We start from the raw sequence: 18,718 nt of genomic DNA, 5'->3' as shown, positions 1-18,718 counted from the left end.
GGATCAGCGCCTTCCGAGCTTCTGCTCTTTGGCAAGGCGGCGCATGATCATGTTGCGCTTGAGCGTCGAGAGATGATCGACGAACAGGATACCGTTGAGATGGTCCATCTCATGCTGGATGCAGGTGGCGAGCAGGCCCGATGCATCACGCTCGATCGTTTCTCCCGCGAGGTTGCGATAGCGCACACGGATCGATTCGGGGCGGACGACTTCGGCATACTGGTTCGGCAACGAAAGGCAGCCTTCCTCGCGAGCCGCCATCTGCTCTGAATCCGTAACGATTTCCGGATTGATCAGCAGCATGGGCTCACGCGGCGCGTCTTCTTCGGCCACGTCCACCAGAGCAAAGCGCATGCCAAGACCGACCTGCGGCGCGGCGAGGCCGATGCCGGGGGCCTTGTACATGGCGGAAAACATGCCCGGAAGCTGATCGCGGATAAAGGCGATATCCTCGGGGCGGACCTCACGGGCGACCTCCCGCAGCACGGGCTGGGGGGCGATCAGGATCGGGGTAGGGGGCACATCGTCGATGCCGGACAGGAAATCGAATTCGCTCATGCCCTGCGATGTAGCGAGCGCGGGCGTCAAATGCCAGTGTAACATGCCATGAACGTCGGTTTTGCATGCGCTTGGTCGGGAGCAGAGCTTGCATCCCTAGGGGTGGTCACCATATCGTAGGACCAGCCAGTTGCCGCAGAATGGGACTGGCTCTGTTTTACGTCTCGCTCATGGAGGAGGCTCTCGCCCTATGTCCGGTCGCCTGTTCACGTCCCCGATGTTCCTCGGCTTCGATCACCTCGAGCAGATGCTTGAGCGTGCTGCCAAATCGACGTCCGACGGCTATCCCCCCTATAATATCGAGCAGCTCAGCTCCACGGCCCTGCGGATTACGCTGGCGGTTGCGGGCTTTGTCATGGACGACCTTCAGATCACGCAGGAAGACAACCAGCTTGTGATTCGCGGGCGTCAGACCGATGACAGTCAGGGGCGCATTTTTCTGCATCGCGGCATTGCGGCGCGGCAGTTCCACAAAGCCTTCGTGCTGGCAGAAGGCATCGAAATCGGTGGAGCATGGCTTGATAACGGCCTGCTGCATATCGATCTTCTACGTCCCGAGCCTGAAGTTCGGGTCAAGCGGATTGCGATTTCGCAGGGGCGGCGAAGCCCGGCACCGGCTCCAACGGTTCACCACGAAGTGGTGCCGCCTGTCGTGAAGACCCGACGCGCAACGCGTCCTGCGCGCGATATCGACGACGAATAAGACCGGTCGCGCGCTTACAATTTTACAGAATCAACCCAAGGCTGGGCGGCAGAAGCCGCTGCGGCTCCAAAAGGAAACGGAATTGAACAATCCCTTCGAAAACGGTGATCGTTCGGACGAAAAACTGCCGGCGGATCTGCGCCGCATCACGGGGCCGCAGCTTCTGACGCTGGGTATGTCCCGCCTCGCCTATGTCAGATCCGTCATGCATGAGGGTGAAATGCTCGTGGCCATCCATGCTGCCGACGGCACGCCCATGGCCGTTGCGGAAGACGAGGAAAGCGCGCTCGATGCCATCCTCGAACATGAAATGATCCCGACCCTGCTTCAGTAACCTCCCGCCTCAGTAACCGACGTCAGAAAGTCCACGCCCGTGAGCAAAAACGCCGATATTTCCCGTCACCTTGAAGAGCAGCGCCTTGCGGGCGTCGTCGTCCATAACGGGCTGGCCTATCTGGCCGGTCAGGTCGCGGACGATGCCACCCTCGATACGGAAGGGCAGACGGTCGACATCCTGCGTCAGATCGACGCGCTTCTGGCCTCGCTGGGAACGGATAAGAGCCGGATCCTGTCGGTGCAGATTTTCCTGACGGATATCGCGGAAATCGGGGCGATGAACCGGGCCTGGGATGCATGGCTGGACACGGACAGCAAACCGGCCCGCGCTACGGTTGAAGCCAAGCTGGCCGTTCCGGAATGGCGCGTGGAAATGACGGCGATTGCTGCGCTGAAATAAGAGCCTGCTGCTGAATGCTGAAAAGCCGTCTTTCCATCGGGAAGGCGGCTTTTTTTGTGGCGGCAAGAGCCGGTTCAGACAGAGAACAGAAACTCTCTCAGCCGCCTGTCCCGTTCGGGGTGCAGGGGCAGCTCATAATTGTCGATGTCTGATACGGCGGTCAGCGATAATGCATTGACCAGCCACACGCCTGTCACCGTTTTGAGATCCTGCGGCAAAAGACGGCCTTCGGTACAGAAGCCCCCTTCCAGCAGTCGAGCGCGGGACGTTCCCGGCAATGCGCCGTCATGAATGGGAGGCGTCTGCAGGCGCCCTTCCCGCAGGAACAGGATGTTCGCAGCGCTGGCTTCGGCAACAGCCCCCGTCATTCCCAGAAGAAGCGCATCATCCAGCCCGGCTGCGACGGCTTCCATGCGGCTCATGATGGATGGCAGACAGGCAAGCGATTTCACGCGCGCCAGAGGAGAGCCCCCATCGCGCCGGTAGCGGCCAAGCCCCAGCCTGACGGGGGCAGGCACGGCCAGCGCGGAAGCAGTCGCCTGAATCAGGACTGTGGGTTGCGGCGTAACAGGCGGTACCAGACCGCGTGGCCCGGTGCCGCGCGTGACCGTCAGGCGCAGCGATCCGTCTGACAGCCCCGTAGCATGCAGCAGATCGGAAACGGCCTGTGTCAGCAGTGTCGGGTCCGGCGTGGGCAGACGGAGGATCGTGCATCCTTCCTCCAGCCGTGCCAGATGCCGTGCCAGATGTGGCGCCTGTCCGTTGGCGACGCGGATTGTTTCAAACAGCCCATCAGAGAGCAGAAATCCCCGGTCGTTCGGAGCAATATGCGCGTCTGTCGCGTCCAGGAGACGGCCATTGAGCCAGACAGGAGTGCTCATGCCTCAAACGCCTTCAGAATCGGGGAGACTTTCAGAAGCATTTCCTCATATTCCCGCATTGGATCGGACAGCACGGTAATGCCGCCTCCCGCACCGACGGAAAGGGTGTCGCCCGATCGCGCCATGCTGCGGATGATGACGGAACTGTCCATGGCCCCATCCTTGCCGATGCGGAACAGGCTGCCGCAATAGGCCCCACGGGCAGAGGCTTCCAGAAGGTCGATGATCTCCATGGCGCGTTTTTTCGGTGCCCCTGTGACGGAACCCGGCGGAAGCGTGGCCTGAAGCAGATCAATGGCGTCCAGTTCGTGACGGAGTTGCGCCTGAACGACCGAGACCAGATGCAGGACGTGGGGAAACTGCTCAACCTTCGACAGCTGGGGAACGCGAACAGAGCCGATCTGTGAGACACGACCGATGTCGTTTCGCATCAGATCCGTAATCATCAGGTTTTCGGCGCGTTCTTTTTCGTCCGCAGCCAGTGTCCGGCTGTTCCGGGCTGTTTCTTCGGGCGTGTGTCCAAGGGAAATGGTGCCCTTGATGGGGCGCGTCTCGATCAGCCCGCCCCGCGAAAGCGAAATGAAACGTTCCACGGAGGCGCTGAGCAGCGAAAAATCCGGCGTCTTCAGATAGGCCCCGAACGGAGCCGGGGAGGTCTGGCGCAGTGTCCGATAGGCAGCCAGCTCATCGAAACCGTCAGCACACTCCGCAACCCAGCGCATCGTCAGATTGGCCTGAAAAATATCCCCGGCCCGGATGAAGGCGATGATGCTGCGAACCGCATCCATCCAGATGTCTCGCGGCTGTTCAGGCCGAAAACGCAGGGAGGGGGCGGGGCAGATCGTCGGCGAGGTTAATTCGGGTGTGGGATGTCCCCTCCGGCTGATCCACCAGCAGCGTTCTTCATGCCGGTCGAACGCCAGCACGTCTTCAAAAGAGGCCGCCACCAGTCTGGGCGCAGAAGAAACATGGCGGGATGGAACTTTTTCAAGCGCCATGCCCGCTTCATAGCTCATCATACCGATCACCCCGCCGGTGAAGGGGATGATATCCTCTGCTTCGGGGCAACGGGTCGAGGCGGCGGCCATATCGCGCAGATGCGTCCAGACATCACCCTGTATGGATATGCCATTCCTGCGAAGGCTCCCCGCGTGCCAGTCGAGGGTTTCAGCAGGAGACAGGCACAGAAAGGACCAGCGGGCGCGGTCGTCCGTGTCCGGGCCTCCGCTATCGAGAAACGCGGCCCAGGGGGCGGAGTCCATGGCGGAAAGCGCCTGTTCGGGAGGTCTCCAGGGAATTTCAGTGAAAGGCAGCGGAGCGCGGGACATTCAGGCTCCGTAAGGGAAATTCTGTCAGCCTGTCAAAGCCCTGGAGTCCTCAGGCCGTACGGCGCAGCCGCTTGCGCTGGCTGGATTTCGCAATACCCAACCCCTCGCGATATTTCGCAACCGTGCGGCGCTGGATGGAGAAGCCTTCCTTTTGCAAAAGGACCGTCAGGGCATCGTCGGACAGGACGTTGTCTCCTTCGGCCGAGACGAGCGCCTGTAGACGATGCTGGATCGCGTGAGCGCTCTGGGGCGTACCGTCTTCGGACGTCAGGGCTGTGGAGAAAAACAGCCTGAGCGGGACGGTGCCCTGTGGCGTGTCGATATATTTGCTGCTGACGATGCGGCTGATGGTGCTTTCGTGCAACTCCGTGCGCTCGGCGATGTCGCGCATGGTCAGCGGGCGCAGGGCGGCGGGACCATCGCGCAGGAAATCGGCCTGATGCTGCACAATCGCGCGGCCAACCGCGAGCAGGGACTGTTTGCGGCTGTCCATCGCGCGGATCAGGGCCGTGGCCTCTGCCGCACAGGCAAGAAGCGTCCTGCCGGGATCCGTGCGTCCATCAAGCTGCGCGCGCATCGTGTCATCAAGCCGGAGTTTCGGCAGCAGGCGCGTGTTGAGGGTCAGACGGAAGCCGGCGCCGTTGAAGCGAACGATCAGATCGGGTTCGATGGGGGGCTCAGGCGGTGGCGGGGTCAGGCCGGGACGCGGATCGAGCGCCTGGATTTCGGCGAGCATCTCCAGCAGGTCGTCCTGCCCAAGAGCGCATTTTTCGCGCAGCCTGCGCCAGTCGCGCCGGGCGAGAAGGTCCAGATTGTCGAGGAGGGTCTGCATCGCGGGATCAAGGCGGTTGCGGGCGCGGAGTTGCGCCGCCAGACATTCTTCAAGCGATCGGGCGAAAAGCCCGACAGGTTCAAGATGCATGAGACTCTGGCGGATCGCTTCGAGCCTTGCGACCTCCATGCGAAGGTCGCCTGCAAGATCCGCTACTGAAACGGGAAGGCGGCCACTTTCGTCCAGACTGTCCAGAAGATGCAGTGCCGCATCCTGTTCGTCCGCAGGAAAAGACAGGCGGATCTGGAGGATCAGATCATCCCGGGTGGACGGAGGTGGTGCCGCTGCTTCCGGGCGTTCAGAAGCACTGGTGAAGCGGTCCGGGTCGTCGTCGTGAAACTCTTCCGGAGCGGGGGCGGGATCGGCCGCGGTCTCGCCGGGCTCCAGAATAAGAAGCGGATTGGCTTCGCAGATCTGCCGCAGGTGCTGGGCGAGGTCGATCTGCGTGTATTGCAGCAGTGCAATCGCCTGACGCAGCTGGGGCGTCATGACGAGAGACTGCGACTGACGCTGGATCAGGCCCGGGACAAGCATCCCGGCATGTTACAGCGAGAAATTCTCTCCGAGATAGACCCGGCGGACATCTTCGTTCGCAACAATGGCTTCGGGCGTGCCTTCCATCAGCACCTGCCCACCGTGCATGATGTAGGCGCGGTCGATGACTTCGAGCGTTTCGCGGACGTTATGGTCCGTAATCAGCACGCCGATGCCACGATCCTTCAGATGTGAGACGAGATCGCGGATCTCCCCGACTGCGATCGGGTCGATGCCGGCCAGCGGTTCGTCGAGCAGGATGTAGTTCGGCTGACTGGCCAGCGCACGGGCGATTTCCAGACGGCGGCGTTCACCACCCGACAGCGCCAGAGAGGGGGAGCGGCGCAGATGGGTGATGCCGAATTCGGCCAGAAGGCCGTTGAGCATCAGGTCGCGCTTTTCCGGGTCGGGCTCGACGACCTCAAGAGCAGCCATGATGTTCTGTTCGACGTTCAGGCCACGGAAAATGCTGGCTTCCTGTGGGAGGTAACCGACGCCGAGGCGGGCGCGGCGATACATCGGAAGCTGTGTGATGTCCGCACCGTCCAGCGTGATGGTGCCGGTGTCGGGCTGAACGAGTCCGACGATCATGTAGAAGCTGGTCGTCTTCCCCGCGCCGTTCGGGCCGAGGAGACCGACCGCCTCGCCGCGCTGCACCTGAAGCGAGACGTTTTTGACGACGGCACGCTTCTTGTAGGACTTGCCGATGCCGCTTGCGACCAGACCGGTTGCAGGGGGCTGGGAGGGGATATGGCTGTCTGTCACTTGGGTGCCTGGCTGCTGTTGGCCTCGTTTGGCACGACGAGCCCCTGGATGGGGGAATCCGTGCCCGGCAACATGGTTGCGATGCCGGTCTTCATGTTCACGATGGCCTGCGAGCCATTGTTCTGGTTCTGCCCCTGCGTGACATGCACATGTCCGATCAGGCGGGCAATCTGGGTATCGAAAACATAGACGCCACGATCGCCCGTGGCAGTCTGGGTCGGGGTGCGCAGAACGACATGCCCCCAGCCATAGGCCCGGTCGAGCTTCGAGGAACCGCCGCCCATCGGATTGGACGAATCTGCGGCCGCCTGTCCCGGTTTCTCAGACTGTCCCGGAGCTGGCGCATCGCTGGGTTTGCTGAACGAGACCAGCACGTCCGCCTTGACCTGCTTGCCATCATTGGTCGTGACAGTCGCATCGCCCCGGCCAACCGACATGCGCGTCTTGGAGTGATATTCCATGACGTCGCGGGCCGTCAGAACGTCCTGCGGCGTGGTCAGTTTCAGATGCTTGCCGGTCATGACCATGACGCCCTGATCCATGTCGTACAGCGCGTGATCGCCCCAGCCCTGATCGGTCTGGTTGTAGATATGGACGTTGCCGCGCGCTTCGATCCGGTACAGCTCGAGGGAGCCGCCCATCGGATCGCCGCTGCTCGCGCTTTTGCCATCGGCCGGTGTTGGCGCAGGAGCGGACTGTCCGGGAGCGGGCGCTTTCTTGCGCAGATATCCGATCAGCGTATCCGCATCGACCGTCGTATCCCCGCGCACAGCCCGCGCCCCACCCGTGAGCGTCACGGTCTGGGCATTGCGATCGTAGACCTCTTCCTTTTTCCAGAAGAGCTGCACCGCTTCACCGTGGGACATGTCCAGTCCGTCCGCGTGGGCAGGAGCGGAGGGGAAGGCCAGAGGAAGGGCGATCAGGAGGGGAAGGAAGGCTGCGGAACGGCGGGTCATTTCTCTGTCTTCAGTCCTTGCAGGTGCAGGCGGGCCGCCGCACTCGGAGGGCCGTTGTCATCGTTGCGGACCGTCAGTCCCGGCCCCGTAAACTGCATGATACCCGCATGCTGGTCCAGAAAATAGCCTTGGGCGTCCTGCGTACCGAAGGGTCCTTCCGCATGGACCCAGTCCCGCGAGGCGATGACGTCTGCCTTGAGGTCCAGATCTGCGGAAGGACCGTTCAGGAGAAAGCCGTCGTCACGGTAGAGCACGACGTTGTCGTCGAGATCGAGGGTCTGTTCGTGCTGCATGTAGACGCCGCGATCAGCCTTGATATGCGCCCAGGAATTGCCGGAAAGCTGGATATCGGCGACCGGATCGACAAGGTCCACGCGGTCCGGACCCTGCTGGTGGGTGGTGCGGGCTGTGATCATATAGAGATGATCGTGGGCGTCGAGGCCGCGATAGGTGGCCTGTTCCATATTGCCGCTTTCCACGCGCAGACGGGCCATTTCCTTCAGCGCGGCGCGGTTCTGGTTCATGAGATGGGAAATCTCGGGCCAGGCCGCGATGGAGCTGAGAAGAACGAGAGCCAGTCCTGGCAGCGCCCATTTGGCGAAACCCAGAAGCGAGCGACGTCGGGCGAGTTCCTGAGCATTGGGAGCCTGACGGATCCGCTGGAAGGCCGCGCGGCGCAGATTGTCGAGACGGGCGAGGCTTTCGGTCCGGTTGGGGTCGAAATCTTCCCGGCGAATGCGGTGTTCGCCATTATCGGGCGTGGGGGTGTTCATGACAGGCCGGCTCGCAGGAGGTCGTGAATATGGACGATTCCCGCGGGGCGGTGTGCCGCGTCCACGATGAAGAGGCTCGTGATGGGGCGTTCGCGCTGGTTCATGAGGTGCATCACGTCCTGCGCCAAGGTGTCGGCGCGCGCGGTGACGGGGGCGGGGTTCATGACGTCCGCCGCCGTGGTCGTGTCGAGGTCGCCGGAGAGCGCGCGTCGCAGATCGGCGTCTGTGATGAGGCCCTGAAGTTCACCATTGTCATCAATGACACCCATGCACCCGAATGACTTGCGTGTCATCTCGAGAATGACGGAGCGGAGCGGGAGGCTGCCCTGTCCAAGAGGCAGGGCGTCGCCGGTGTGCATGAGGTCGCTGATGGGGCGCAGCCGTGCGCCGAGGAGGCCGCCGGGGTGAAAAACGCCGAAATCGCGGGCGGTGAACCCGCGCTTTTCCAGCAAAGCAATGGCGAGCGCATCGCCCAGAGCCAGTTGCAGCAGGGTGCTCGTCGTGGGCGCCAGCCCCATCGGGCAGGCTTCGGTGCTCGTAGGCAGAACCAGTGGGATCTGCGCGGCACGCGCGAGAGCAGAGGTGCCGACAGCGGTCACAGCGATCACGCAGTGATTCTGCCGGGCGGCATAGGCCAGAATCGTGGCAAGTTCGGCGGTTTCGCCGGAATTGGAGAAAGCGAGGATCAAGTCACCGGGGGCGACCATGCCCAGATCGCCATGGGCGGCTTCCGCGGGGTGCAGGAACAGCGACGGTGTGCCCGTAGAGGCGAGGGTCGCCTGAATTTTGCGGGCGATATGACCGGATTTGCCGATTCCGGTCACGATCAGACGCGCATGACTTTCGGCGATGCGGTCGACGGCCTCGCGGAAAGCCATTCCGAGCGGACCGGAGAAAGCATGTTCGAGCGCTTCCAGTCCTTTGCGCTCTATGGAGACGGTCTGAAGGGCCGATTCCAGAGCGGTACGGGAAAAACCGGGCGACGGGCGGTGCATGATCAGCCGGGCCGGAATTCAGGCGCGATGCGAGAAAATGTCGGCTTCGTCGTAGCCCAGCAGATCGAGGCGGCAGCGGGCCGGGAGGAAATCGTAGCAGGACTGCGCGAGGTCGCGGCGGTTTTCACGGATCAGCATGGCTTCGAGCTTATCCCACAACGCGTGGAGATGCAGCACGTCCGATGCGGCGTAGCGGAGCTGATCGGGGGTGAGGGTCTCGGCGCCCCAGTCAGAACTCTGCTGGTGTTTGGAGATTTCAACGCCGAGAAGATCCCGGCACAGATAGGCCAGACCGTGACGGTCGGTGAACGTATAGACCAGTCGGGCGGCGATTTTGGTGCAGATGACAGATGGGATCGTAATATTGAAAGCGTTCTGCAGGACTGCGACGTCAAAGCGTGCGAAATGCATCAGCTTGGTGACGGAATCGTCTGTCAGGAGCGCTTTAAGGTTGGGGCAGTCATAGCCGCGGCCGCTCATGGAGACCGGTTTGATCTGCACGAGATGGGCTTCGCCATCACCAGCTGAAAGCTGGACGAGGCAGAGGCGGTCACGATGGGGATTGAGACCCATGGTCTCGGTATCAATGGCAACGACAGGGCCAAGATCAAAGTCATCCGGCAGATCGCCGTCATGAAGATGGATGGCGTTCTGCGAACTCATTTGTCGTCACCAAATTTTTTTGATCACCAGAGGATCGAGGCAGTATGCTGCCTGATCGTCTGTGGTGCCCAGAAGAAGACTCGAACTTCCACGTCCTTTCGGACACAGGTACCTGAAACCTGCGCGTCTACCAATTCCGCCATCTGGGCTCAGAAAGCACCGGGTTTTTTCAGTTTCCTGAGGCATCCCGGCTCGGTGAAGAGGCGTTTACCCCTGCACGTACGGGGCGTCAACAGCCAAACTGAAAGAAAAGCGAAAATGCGTAGAAATTTTTCCGTGGACGGAACTGGTGGCGGAGCTGGAAATGACGCTGGAACGGGCCACGGCCCAAAGGTGGTGGCGGTTTTAGGCGGCGGAGGGTTTGTCGGGCGCGAACTTGTTGGCCGGCTCGTGGCCCTGGGGCATGTCGTGCGTGTGGGAAGCCGGAATCCCGAAGGCGATCAGGCACTGGCGCGGTTTCCGGGTGACGGACGTGTGGAATTTATCAAGGCATCCGTGAATGACGCGGCTTCGCTGGAGCGTGTGTTCGCCAGCGCGGATGTGGGGATCAACCTGGTGTCGATCATGTCGCCGGATGTGCGGGCGATGCATCGGGTCAATGTGGAGGGCGCGCGGCTGGCGGCGCTCATGGCGCGGCGTCAGGGAGTGGAGCAGTACCTGCACATGTCGGCCATTGGGGCGTCGCTGACGTCGCCGGGGAATTACGGGCGGAGCAAGGGGTTGGCTGAACGTGCGGTGCGGGAGGTGTTCCCGGAGGCGGCGTTGCTGCGACCTTCGGTGATTTTCGGGCCGCAGGACAGTTTCTTCAACATGTTCGCGCTGATTGCGAAGCTCTCGCCGGTTCTGCCGGTGTTTGCGCCCGAGACTCTGTTTCAACCGGTCTATGTGGGCGATGTGGCGCGGGCGATCATCGCGCTTGTGGAGCCGGGGTATGAGGGTATGACGGTTGAGGCGGGTGGGCCGGATGTTCTGAATATGAAGGAGTTGATGGCGTTCGTTCTGGAAGCGTCTGGGCGCCGTCGAATTCTGTTGCCGGTGCCGGGATGGGTAGCGAAGCTGGAGGCGGGCATTCTTGAGGCGTTGCCGGGGCATCTGCTGACGCGCGATCAGGTTGCGATGATGGGCGTGGACAATGTGGTGCAGCCGGGAATGGCTGATCTTCAGGCGCTGGGGATCAGGCCTGCGGCGATGCGGAGTATCGTTCCGGACTATCTAAGGGGGAGTGTTTGTGAGAGCTGGAGGCGGTTCCGGAAATAAATGGTCCGTTTCGGTCCTAAAAATTTGTGTGAAAAATGGCTCATGGAGCGAATAGATGGGCCATTTCATGCGAAAGGTCAGTATCACTGACTGTTATTGGATAAAGTGACGGAATAGCTGCATTCTCACTCGCATGTTTGCAGGAGACACGACGCATGGCCGAACGGATGTTGCAGTTCGTCACCCACCCCCAGGTGCTTCCGGAGAAGCGCGACGCGGCTGAACGCCGTCAGGACTTCGGGGAGATTTATCGTGGGTTCGCGCGCAGCCGGGCGGAAGAGCAGGCGTCGCGTTGCTCGCAGTGCGGGATTCCGTTCTGCTCCGTGCATTGTCCGCTGGGGAACAACATTCCCGACTGGCTGAAGCTGACGGCGGAAGACCGGCTTGAGGAAGCGTATGAGATGTCGTCTGCGACGAATACGTTTCCGGAGATCTGCGGGCGGATCTGTCCGCAGGACCGGCTGTGCGAAGGCAACTGCGTCATCAACAAAGGCTTTGAGAGCGTCACCATTGGCGCTGTCGAGCGGTTCATTACCGAAAATGCGTTCGAGCAGGGCTGGGTGAAGCCGGCGCTCCCGGATCGTGAACTCGGGCGCAGTGTCGGAATCGTGGGGTCGGGGCCTGCGGGGCTGGCCTGTGCGGAGCGGCTGCGGGCGCAGGGTTATGAGGTTCATGTCTATGAGCGTCAGGACCGTGTGGGCGGGCTCATGACGTACGGTATTCCGAGCTTCAAGCTGGAAAAGCATGTCATGGCTCGGCGTCACGCGCTGCTGGAGGCGCAGGGGATCGTGTTCCACCTCTCCACGCCTGTTGGTTCGGGCGAGGGCGAGACGGCGCTTGAGGATCTGCGGGCGCGGCATGATGCGGTATTTCTCGCAACAGGCGTGTATCGCTCGCGTGATGTGAAGGTGCCGGGGGCCGGGCTTGAGGGTGTTGTCGATGCGATCGACTTCCTGACGGCATCCAACCGTCGGGGCTATGATGAGGATCCGGGCGAGGACGCGGCGCTTCATGCGAAGGGGCGTCGGGTCGTGGTGATTGGCGGTGGTGACACGGCCATGGACTGCGTGCGCACGTCGATCCGTCAGGGTGCCGAGCGTGTGACATGCGTTTACCGTCGGGACCGGGCGAATATGCCGGGGTCGCGACAGGAAGTTTACAATGCCGAGGAAGAAGGCGCGCATTTCGAATGGCTGGCCTCGCCGGAAGCGTTTCTGGGCGATGGCAGCGTGTCGGGTGTACGGGTGCTGAAGATGCGTCTGGGTTCTCCGGATGCATCGGGGCGCCGGTCCATCGAGGGCACGGGGCAGCATGACGTGATCGAGGGCGATCTGGTCATCAAGGCTCTTGGCTTTGATCCCGAGGATCTGCCGGGGCAGTTCAACACGCCTGAGCTGGCCGTGACGCGCTGGGGCACGCTGACGGTGCCGCCGGGGGGCTTTGAGACGAGCCTGCCAGGTGTGTTCGCCGGGGGCGATATTGTGCGCGGAGCGAGCCTTGTTGTCTGGGCGATCAAGGACGGCCGGGATGCGGCCGATGCGATCCATCATCATCTGACTGAAACAGTAACCGGTTCTCTGGAGGCCGCGGAATGACACAGAATAACGATTTCATCCGCGAGTATGCCGAGAACGTCGAGCGACTGAAGGGGCTGTATGACCCGTCGCAGGAGCGCGATTCCTGTGGTGTGGGTCTGGTCGCGGCGCTGGACGGCAAGCCGTCGCGCAGTGTGGTTCAGGCGGGAATCGAGGCGCTGGGCAATATCTGGCATCGCGGTGCGGTGGATGCAGACGGCAAGACCGGCGATGGCGCGGGCATTCATGTGGAAATCCCGCAGGATTTCTTTGCCGAGGCGATCCATAACGGCTCCAGCGACGACACGATCGACGGGCGCATTGCGGTGGGCATGGTGTTCCTGCCCAAGACCGATCTGGGATCGCAGGAGCGCGGCCGTCAGATCATCGAGACGGAGATCCTGAACTTCGGCTACGGGATCTATGGCTGGCGTCAGGTGCCGATCGATACGGCGTGCATTGGCGAGAAGGCCAACCAGACGCGGCCGGAAATCGAGCAGATCATGATCCGTAACCGGCTTGGCCGGTCCGAGGACGAGTTCGAGCGCGACCTGTACGTTCTGCGCCGGCGGATCGAGAAGCAGGCGACGGCACAGCAGGTTGATCTGTATGTGTGTTCGATGTCTTGCCGCTCGGTAATCTACAAGGGCATGTTCCTGGCCGAGAACCTGACGGATTTTTATCCGGATCTGCTGGATGAGCGGTTTGTGTCGCGGTTTGCGATCTACCATCAGCGGTATTCGACCAATACGTTCCCGACCTGGAAGCTGGCCCAGCCGTTCCGGAAAGTGGCGCATAACGGCGAAATCAATACGATTTCGGGCAACACGAACTGGATGCGTTCGCATGAGACGCGGCTCGCGCATCCGGAACTGGATCCGTACATGGCGGATCTGAAGCCTGTGGTGCAGGCTGCCGGTTCCGATACGGCGGTTCTGGACAATGTGTTCGAGCTTCTGACCTTCGCCGGGCGGGACGCGCCGATGGCGAAGACGATGCTGGTGCCGGCCTCTGGCGGTGCGAATTCGGCGATGTCTGACGCGGCGCGGGCGCTGTTCCGGTACTGCAATGCGGTGATCGAGCCCTGGGACGGTCCGGCGGCGCTGTGTGCGACGGATGGACGTTGGGTCGTGGCCGGGCTGGATCGCGCCGGGCTGCGTCCGCTGCGTTACAGCATCACGCAGGATGGTCTGCTCATCGTGGGCTCCGAGACGGGAATGGTCCGGGTGCCGGATGCGCGCGTCAAAAGCCGCGGGCGGCTTGGTCCGGGGCAGACGCTGGCGCTCGATCTGAAGGAAGGGCGGCTTTACCAGTCTGAAGAGCTGCTCGAGATGCTGGCGTCGCGTCAGGATTTCCAGGGCTGGGTGAAGCGCATCCGCGATATCGAGCCAATCGTGCGCGATGTTGTGGAGCCTGAGGCGCTGGACCCGGATGTGCTGCGGCGGCATCAGGTGGCGGTCAGTCTGACGCATGAGGAACTGGAGACCATTCTGCACCCGATGGTGGAGAATGCGGCCGAGGCTCTGGGCTCGATGGGTGATGATACGCCGCTTCAGGTCCTGTCGAAGATCTATCGCGGGTTGTCGCATTATTTCCGTCAGGGGTTCAGCCAGGTCACGAATCCGCCGATCGATTCCCTGCGTGAGACGCGGGTGATGAGCCTGATTACGCGGCTGGGCAATCTGGGGAACATCCTCGATCAGGCGCCGGAGCAGTGCGATCTGTTGCAGCTGCCGAGCCCTGTGCTCACGATTGGTGAGTTCGACGAGCTGCGGAAGGTCTGCGGCGAGAATGCGGGCGTGATCGACTGCACCTTTCCGGCTGAAGAGGGCGAGGAAGGTCTGCGGGCGGCGATTGCGTCCATCCGGGCGCAGGCTGAGGATCATGTTCGTGGCGGGTGCACGCATCTGTTCCTGACGGATGACAACACGGATGCGACGCGGGTTGCGATTCCGATGATCCTCGCCACCGCGGCCGTGCATATCCATCTGGTGCGCAATTCGCTGCGGACGTTCACGTCGCTGAACGTGCGGACGTCCGGGGCGATTGATGTTCATGCGATTGCCGTGACGATCGGTGTGGGTGCGACGACGGTGAATCCGGCTCTGGCGCAGTATTGCGTGGCGGACCGGCTGCGGCGCGGGCTGTTCGGCAAGATGTCGCTGCGTGAGGCGATGGAGCGGTATCGCAAGGCCGTGGACAAGGGTCTGTTGAAGATCATGTCCAAGTCGGGCATTTCGATCATTTCGGCCTATCGTGGCGGATATAATTTCGAGGCAATCGGGCTGTCCCGTGCGCTGGTGGCGGAGTTCTTCCCGGGCATGCCGTCGCGGATTTCGGGGATTGGTCTGCCGGGAATTGCGCGGAATGTTCTTGGCGCACATGCGGCCGCGTGGAACCGGAAGGTCGAGGCGCTGCCGGTCGGTGGACGCTACAAGCTGCGGCGTCAGGGTGAGACGCATGCGTTCTCCGGCCAGCTCGTCCACATGCTCCAGAGTGCGGTGACGGCGAACAGCTTTACGCTGTACCGGCGTTACGCGGATGCGGTGCGTCAGATGCCGCCGGTGGCGCTACGTGATCTGCTGGATTTCAAGCCGCTTCATGCGCCGGTTCCGGTGGATGAAGTGGAGAGCATCACGCAGATCCGCCGTCGTCTGGTGGCACCGGGAATTTCGCTGGGCGCTCTGAGCCCCGAGGCGCATGAGACGCTGGCGATTGCCATGAACCGGATTGGTGCGAAGTCCGATTCCGGTGAGGGTGGCGAGGATGCCGAGCGCTCCAAGCCGCGTCCGAACGGGGACAATGCGTCTTCGGCCATCAAGCAGGTGGCGTCCGGGCGTTTTGGCGTGACCGCGCAGTATCTTAATGATTGCCGCGAGATCGAGATCAAGATGGCGCAGGGTGCGAAGCCCGGCGAGGGCGGGCAGCTTCCGGGCTTTAAGGTGACGGAACTGATCGGGCGTCTGCGTCATGCGACGCCGGGGGTCACACTGATTTCGCCGCCGCCGCATCACGACATCTATTCGATCGAGGATCTGGCGCAGCTCATTTACGATCTCAAGCAGATCAATCCGACGGCGACCGTCACGGTCAAGCTGGTGGCGCGGACGGGCATTGGCACGATTGCGGCCGGTGTTGCGAAAGCCAAAGCGGATGCGATCCTGATTTCCGGCCATTCGGGAGGGACGGGTGCGAGCCCGCAGTCTTCGATCCATTATGCGGGTCTGCCGTGGGAAATGGGGCTGTCGGAGGCGCATCAGGTGCTGATGCTGAACCGGCTGCGTCATCGTCTGGTGCTGCGGACGGATGGCGGCATCAAGACTGGCCGCGACGTTGTCATGGCGGCGATGCTGGGCGCGGAAGAGTTCGGCATTGGTACGGCCGCACTCGTGGCGATGGGTTGCATCATGGTGCGCCAGTGCCACTCCAACACCTGTCCGGTGGGCGTGTGTGTGCAGGACGAGAAGCTGCGCGAGAAGTTCGGGGGATCGCCGGAGAAGGTCATCAACCTGTTCACGCTGATTGCGGAAGACATCCGGCATATTCTGGCGGATCTGGGCGTGCGGTCGCTTGAAGAGGTGATCGGACGGACGGATATGCTGCGCCAGGTGTCGCGGGGTGCGGATTATCTGGATGATCTGGATCTGAATTCCCTGCTGGTTCAGGCCGATCCGGGCGAGCATGCGCGTTACTGCACCCGTGAAGGGCGTAACGAAGTGCCGGAGACGCTGGACGGGCAGATTATCCCGGATGCGACCGCGCTGTTCGAGCGTCGCGAAAAGCTGCACCTGCATTACACCGTGCAGAACACCCATCGTGCGATCGGTACGCGGGTTTCGGGGCTGATCACGCGCAAATTCGGCATGAAGGAGCTTCCGGAAGGCCAGCTCACGCTGTCGTTGCGTGGGTCTGCCGGGCAGTCGCTGGGCGCATTCGGCGTGCAGGGACTCAAGATCGAAGTCGAGGGCGATGCCAACGACTATGTCGGCAAGGGGCTTTCGGGGGCGACAATCGTTGTCCGCAAGTCACCGGCGGCGCAGTGGGCGTCCGAGCAGAGCGCGATCATCGGCAATACGGTTCTGTACGGAGCGACGGCGGGGACGCTGTTTGCGGCCGGGCAGGCGGGTGAGCGCTTTGCAGTGCGAAACTCGGGTGCGACGGCGGTGGTCGAAGGCTGTGGCTCGAATGGCTGCGAATACATGACTGGCGGGACGGTCGTGATCCTTGGGGAGACGGGCGACAATTTTGGTGCCGGTTTCACGGGGGGCATGGCTTATGTGCTGGACGTGAAGGGGCGGTTCGAGGCGCAGATCAACCCCGATACGGTGATCTGGAGCCGTGTGCAGGCTGGCAGCCGCTGGGATCAGGAGCTTCGGGCGCTGGTTGAGCGGCATGTGGCGGAGACCGGCAGCACCTATGCCGAGGATCTGCTGCATTGCTGGGAGCGGACGCTGGAGCGCTTCTGGCACGTCGTGCCGCGCGATTATGCGCGGATCATCGGCTATGTTCAGGAAGATCTGTCCCAGCTTTCGGCCTGAAGACGGGAGTAAGGAAGATAGTTGATACTTCAGGTGATCTGACGTTGACCTGTGATGAGATGGCTTCGTTGAGGAGTTATCTCATCGCAACGGTTTTTGAATTTTCTAATAGTATTGAAATATCAATACTGGGAATGTTCGGCGCAAATGAAATATTATTAATGGCAAATAAGGTATATTCTTTTATGATGGGAGATAAAAAAGAATATACGAATATATTCTCTAATGATGATTATAAAATAATAAGTAGTTGTATTTTTCATGGAGAGATGGCTCTCGGCATTTACTTAACCTACAAAAAATACATCGACTATGAAACCTGTGATTTTGAAATCACAAAAGATAAAATTCACAATTATATTCTTGAATATCGGAAAAATTCCGGCTTCTGACCTGATTAAGTTAGAGACTGAACGGGACGGATTTTCAGGCAGGGGCGCTCCACGAAGCGCCATGACAGGATCGCGCCACCGATCGTGGTGAGGAGCGTGAAGATCACGGCATGTCTGCGGCCGAGGCCGTAGCGGGCCTGAAGGTCGCCAGCCATCATCACCAGCGGGAGATGGCACAGATAAAGCCCGTAGCTGTGGGTGCTGAGGCTGCGGACCGCCGGGCCGATCAGGGGCGGCAGGGTTCGCAGGCGCATCATCGCGGGCATGCAGAGTGCGTAGCCGAAGCCCACGACATCGAAAATCGCCATGGTCTGAAAATGGTGTGTCCAGAGCGGGATGGGCAAAAGGTCTGCCAGCCATGTCGTCAGGACAATCCCCGTGCCGATGAGGGCCAGTGGGATGTGCAGGCGGGAAACGGTTTTCGCGTATCGGGTGAGGCACGTAGCAGTAATGCCCCATGCAATCGAGTCGAAACGGCAGGGAACGATCTTGCTGGTGACCTCGTCCCAGTTGACGTCTGCGGGCAGAGATAGCCGCCAGCAGAGCGGCACGATGAAGAAGGCTGCAAGCGTGCTTCCAAAGGCCAGGGCCGGTTTGACGCGGCAGGCGAGAAGGGTGAGCAGCAGGGCGGGGAAGGTGATGTAGAACCATTCCTCCACGCAGAGTGACCATGTGACGCCATACCAGTTCGAGACCATGGGCCAGCCGAGATTTTGCGTCAGGGTCAGGAACCAGGGCAGGACGCGGCGGGCTTCGTCCCAGACCACGCCATAGGGGCCGAAATAAGCGAGCGGGATCAGCAGGACGAACAGCCAGACATAATAGGCCGGGAGGGTTCGCATCCATCGGCGGATAAGGAAAATGCCCCAGCCTTTCAGGGAGGTTCCGCGTTCCAGCAGGTCCAGCATGATCGTGCCGATCAGGAAGCCGCTGAGGACGAAGAACAGCATCACGCCGTAGAAGCCCAGCACCGCAAGATGGAACGGGAGTGCGCGGTGCCACCAGTCCAGAAACAGGCTACCGTCGTGGCAGATCAGAACATCGAGAATGGCGACCGAGCGCACCAGATCGGGGCCTGCGATTCGCTCCCGAAGATTTTCAAAGGATGTCAGGCGCTCATATGCCTGGGGGGGGTATTTCTGCATGAAGTGGCGGAAGATCCGGGGTTGCGGGCTGTGTTGCGGTTGGGCGGCGGTTTTACACTACGGATTTGTCATCAACATCCCGTTTGAC

At 61.4% G+C, this 18,718-nt stretch carries 17 protein-coding genes and 1 tRNA gene; 7 read left to right on the top strand and 11 right to left on the bottom strand.

Going from position 1 to position 18,718, the window contains the following annotated elements; all coding sequences use genetic code 11:
- Positions 1 to 3: 3 nt before the first annotated feature.
- Positions 4 to 558, bottom strand: coding sequence for a peptide deformylase (def, locus tag GAL01_RS01135; RefSeq protein ID WP_062033472.1), 555 nt, complete (start codon positions 556 to 558; stop codon positions 4 to 6).
- A gap of 190 nt (positions 559 to 748) precedes the next feature.
- On the opposite strand from def, the gene GAL01_RS01130 reads away from it, so the two are divergent.
- From GAL01_RS01130 to GAL01_RS01120, 3 genes are all read left to right on the top strand, one after another.
- Positions 749 to 1,261 carry an Hsp20 family protein gene (locus GAL01_RS01130; protein WP_062033469.1) on the top strand — a complete coding sequence of 171 codons (513 nt, stop codon included), beginning with the start codon at positions 749 to 751 and terminating at the stop codon, positions 1,259 to 1,261.
- An 82-nt stretch (positions 1,262 to 1,343) separates the two neighbouring features.
- Positions 1,344 to 1,595: a DUF1150 family protein gene (locus GAL01_RS01125; protein WP_062033464.1), complete on the top strand. Its 252-nt coding sequence runs from the start codon at positions 1,344 to 1,346 to the stop codon at positions 1,593 to 1,595.
- Positions 1,596 to 1,634: 39 nt separating this feature from the next.
- Complete coding sequence (locus GAL01_RS01120; RefSeq protein ID WP_062033461.1) at positions 1,635 to 1,997, top strand: RidA family protein; 363 nt, start codon at positions 1,635 to 1,637, stop codon at positions 1,995 to 1,997.
- Between the two features lie 74 nt (positions 1,998 to 2,071).
- Here GAL01_RS01120 and GAL01_RS01115 read toward each other — a convergent pair whose 3' ends face one another.
- From GAL01_RS01115 to GAL01_RS01075, 9 genes are all read right to left on the bottom strand, one after another.
- Complete coding sequence (locus GAL01_RS01115; protein ID WP_062033457.1) at positions 2,072 to 2,878, bottom strand: aminotransferase class IV; 807 nt, start codon at positions 2,876 to 2,878, stop codon at positions 2,072 to 2,074.
- The gene (locus GAL01_RS01110) at positions 2,875 to 4,206 is read right to left on the bottom strand and encodes an anthranilate synthase component I family protein (protein ID WP_062033453.1); all 1,332 of its coding nucleotides are present in this window, start codon (positions 4,204 to 4,206) and stop codon (positions 2,875 to 2,877) included. The genes GAL01_RS01115 and GAL01_RS01110 overlap by 4 nt, the downstream gene beginning before the upstream one ends.
- Positions 4,207 to 4,255: 49 nt before the next feature.
- Positions 4,256 to 5,572 carry an RNA polymerase factor sigma-54 gene (gene rpoN / locus GAL01_RS01105; RefSeq protein WP_082790817.1) on the bottom strand — a complete coding sequence of 439 codons (1,317 nt, stop codon included), beginning with the start codon at positions 5,570 to 5,572 and terminating at the stop codon, positions 4,256 to 4,258.
- Positions 5,573 to 5,581: 9 nt separating this feature from the next.
- A complete protein-coding gene (gene lptB, locus GAL01_RS01100) occupies positions 5,582 to 6,337 on the bottom strand; it encodes an LPS export ABC transporter ATP-binding protein (protein WP_062033450.1) in 756 nt (251 codons plus the stop codon).
- Positions 6,334 to 7,293: an LptA/OstA family protein gene (locus GAL01_RS01095; protein WP_062033447.1), complete on the bottom strand. Its 960-nt coding sequence runs from the start codon at positions 7,291 to 7,293 to the stop codon at positions 6,334 to 6,336. Before GAL01_RS01095 ends, lptB begins: the two co-directional genes overlap by 4 nt.
- A complete protein-coding gene (gene lptC, locus GAL01_RS01090; RefSeq protein ID WP_062033444.1) occupies positions 7,290 to 8,066 on the bottom strand; it encodes an LPS export ABC transporter periplasmic protein LptC in 777 nt (258 codons plus the stop codon). Before lptC ends, GAL01_RS01095 begins: the two co-directional genes overlap by 4 nt.
- Entirely contained in the window at positions 8,063 to 9,061 is a 999-nt protein-coding gene (locus GAL01_RS01085) for a KpsF/GutQ family sugar-phosphate isomerase (protein ID WP_062033441.1), read from the bottom strand. Before GAL01_RS01085 ends, lptC begins: the two co-directional genes overlap by 4 nt.
- Before the next feature lie 18 nt (positions 9,062 to 9,079).
- Positions 9,080 to 9,724, bottom strand: a complete 645-nt coding sequence (locus tag GAL01_RS01080; RefSeq protein ID WP_062033436.1) for a ribonuclease D — start codon at positions 9,722 to 9,724, stop codon at positions 9,080 to 9,082.
- Between the two features lie 62 nt (positions 9,725 to 9,786).
- Positions 9,787 to 9,873: transfer RNA gene (locus GAL01_RS01075), tRNA-Leu, on the bottom strand.
- 109 nt (positions 9,874 to 9,982) lie between these two features.
- On the opposite strand from GAL01_RS01075, the gene GAL01_RS01070 reads away from it, so the two are divergent.
- From GAL01_RS01070 to GAL01_RS15420, 4 genes are all read left to right on the top strand, one after another.
- Entirely contained in the window at positions 9,983 to 10,981 is a 999-nt protein-coding gene (locus tag GAL01_RS01070) for a complex I NDUFA9 subunit family protein (protein WP_082790816.1), read from the top strand.
- Positions 10,982 to 11,136: 155 nt separating this feature from the next.
- Positions 11,137 to 12,576, top strand: coding sequence for an NAD(P)-dependent oxidoreductase (locus GAL01_RS01065; protein WP_062033433.1), 1,440 nt, complete (start codon positions 11,137 to 11,139; stop codon positions 12,574 to 12,576).
- The gene (gene gltB, locus GAL01_RS01060) at positions 12,573 to 17,093 is read left to right on the top strand and encodes a glutamate synthase large subunit (RefSeq protein WP_062033430.1); all 4,521 of its coding nucleotides are present in this window, start codon (positions 12,573 to 12,575) and stop codon (positions 17,091 to 17,093) included. Before GAL01_RS01065 ends, gltB begins: the two co-directional genes overlap by 4 nt.
- A complete protein-coding gene (locus tag GAL01_RS15420) occupies positions 16,991 to 17,485 on the top strand; it encodes a hypothetical protein (RefSeq protein ID WP_145995590.1) in 495 nt (164 codons plus the stop codon). Before gltB ends, GAL01_RS15420 begins: the two co-directional genes overlap by 103 nt.
- 5 nt (positions 17,486 to 17,490) lie before the next feature.
- On the opposite strand, the gene GAL01_RS01055 is transcribed toward GAL01_RS15420, so the two are convergent.
- On the bottom strand, positions 17,491 to 18,630 hold the full coding sequence (locus GAL01_RS01055) for an acyltransferase family protein (RefSeq protein ID WP_062033428.1): 1,140 nt from the start codon (positions 18,628 to 18,630) through the stop codon (positions 17,491 to 17,493).
- Positions 18,631 to 18,718: the final 88 nt, after the last annotated feature.

The organism is Gluconobacter albidus, assembly GCF_002723915.1.
GTDB lineage: Bacteria > Pseudomonadota > Alphaproteobacteria > Acetobacterales > Acetobacteraceae > Gluconobacter > Gluconobacter albidus.
The sequence above is the reverse complement of the archived record's forward strand: the minus strand, read 5'-3'. Positions and strand labels throughout refer to the sequence as shown.

What these genes read in the sequence shown, in the direction of transcription:
- GAL01_RS01055 (WP_062033428.1), bottom strand. Translation starts at nt 18,630, where the DNA reads ATGCAGAAATACCCCCCCCAGGCATATGAGCGCCTGACATCCTTTGAA.
- GAL01_RS01085 (WP_062033441.1), bottom strand. Translation starts at nt 9,061, where the DNA reads ATGCACCGCCCGTCGCCCGGTTTTTCCCGTACCGCTCTGGAATCGGCC.
- GAL01_RS01080 (WP_062033436.1), bottom strand. Translation starts at nt 9,724, where the DNA reads ATGAGTTCGCAGAACGCCATCCATCTTCATGACGGCGATCTGCCGGAT.
- def (WP_062033472.1), bottom strand. Translation starts at nt 558, where the DNA reads ATGAGCGAATTCGATTTCCTGTCCGGCATCGACGATGTGCCCCCTACC.
- GAL01_RS01065 (WP_062033433.1), top strand. Translation starts at nt 11,137, where the DNA reads ATGGCCGAACGGATGTTGCAGTTCGTCACCCACCCCCAGGTGCTTCCG.
- GAL01_RS01115 (WP_062033457.1), bottom strand. Translation starts at nt 2,878, where the DNA reads ATGAGCACTCCTGTCTGGCTCAATGGCCGTCTCCTGGACGCGACAGAC.
- GAL01_RS01130 (WP_062033469.1), top strand. Translation starts at nt 749, where the DNA reads ATGTCCGGTCGCCTGTTCACGTCCCCGATGTTCCTCGGCTTCGATCAC.
- rpoN (WP_082790817.1), bottom strand. Translation starts at nt 5,572, where the DNA reads ATGCTTGTCCCGGGCCTGATCCAGCGTCAGTCGCAGTCTCTCGTCATG.
- gltB (WP_062033430.1), top strand. Translation starts at nt 12,573, where the DNA reads ATGACACAGAATAACGATTTCATCCGCGAGTATGCCGAGAACGTCGAG.
- GAL01_RS01095 (WP_062033447.1), bottom strand. Translation starts at nt 7,293, where the DNA reads ATGACCCGCCGTTCCGCAGCCTTCCTTCCCCTCCTGATCGCCCTTCCT.
- GAL01_RS01110 (WP_062033453.1), bottom strand. Translation starts at nt 4,206, where the DNA reads ATGTCCCGCGCTCCGCTGCCTTTCACTGAAATTCCCTGGAGACCTCCC.
- GAL01_RS01070 (WP_082790816.1), top strand. Translation starts at nt 9,983, where the DNA reads ATGCGTAGAAATTTTTCCGTGGACGGAACTGGTGGCGGAGCTGGAAAT.
- lptC (WP_062033444.1), bottom strand. Translation starts at nt 8,066, where the DNA reads ATGAACACCCCCACGCCCGATAATGGCGAACACCGCATTCGCCGGGAA.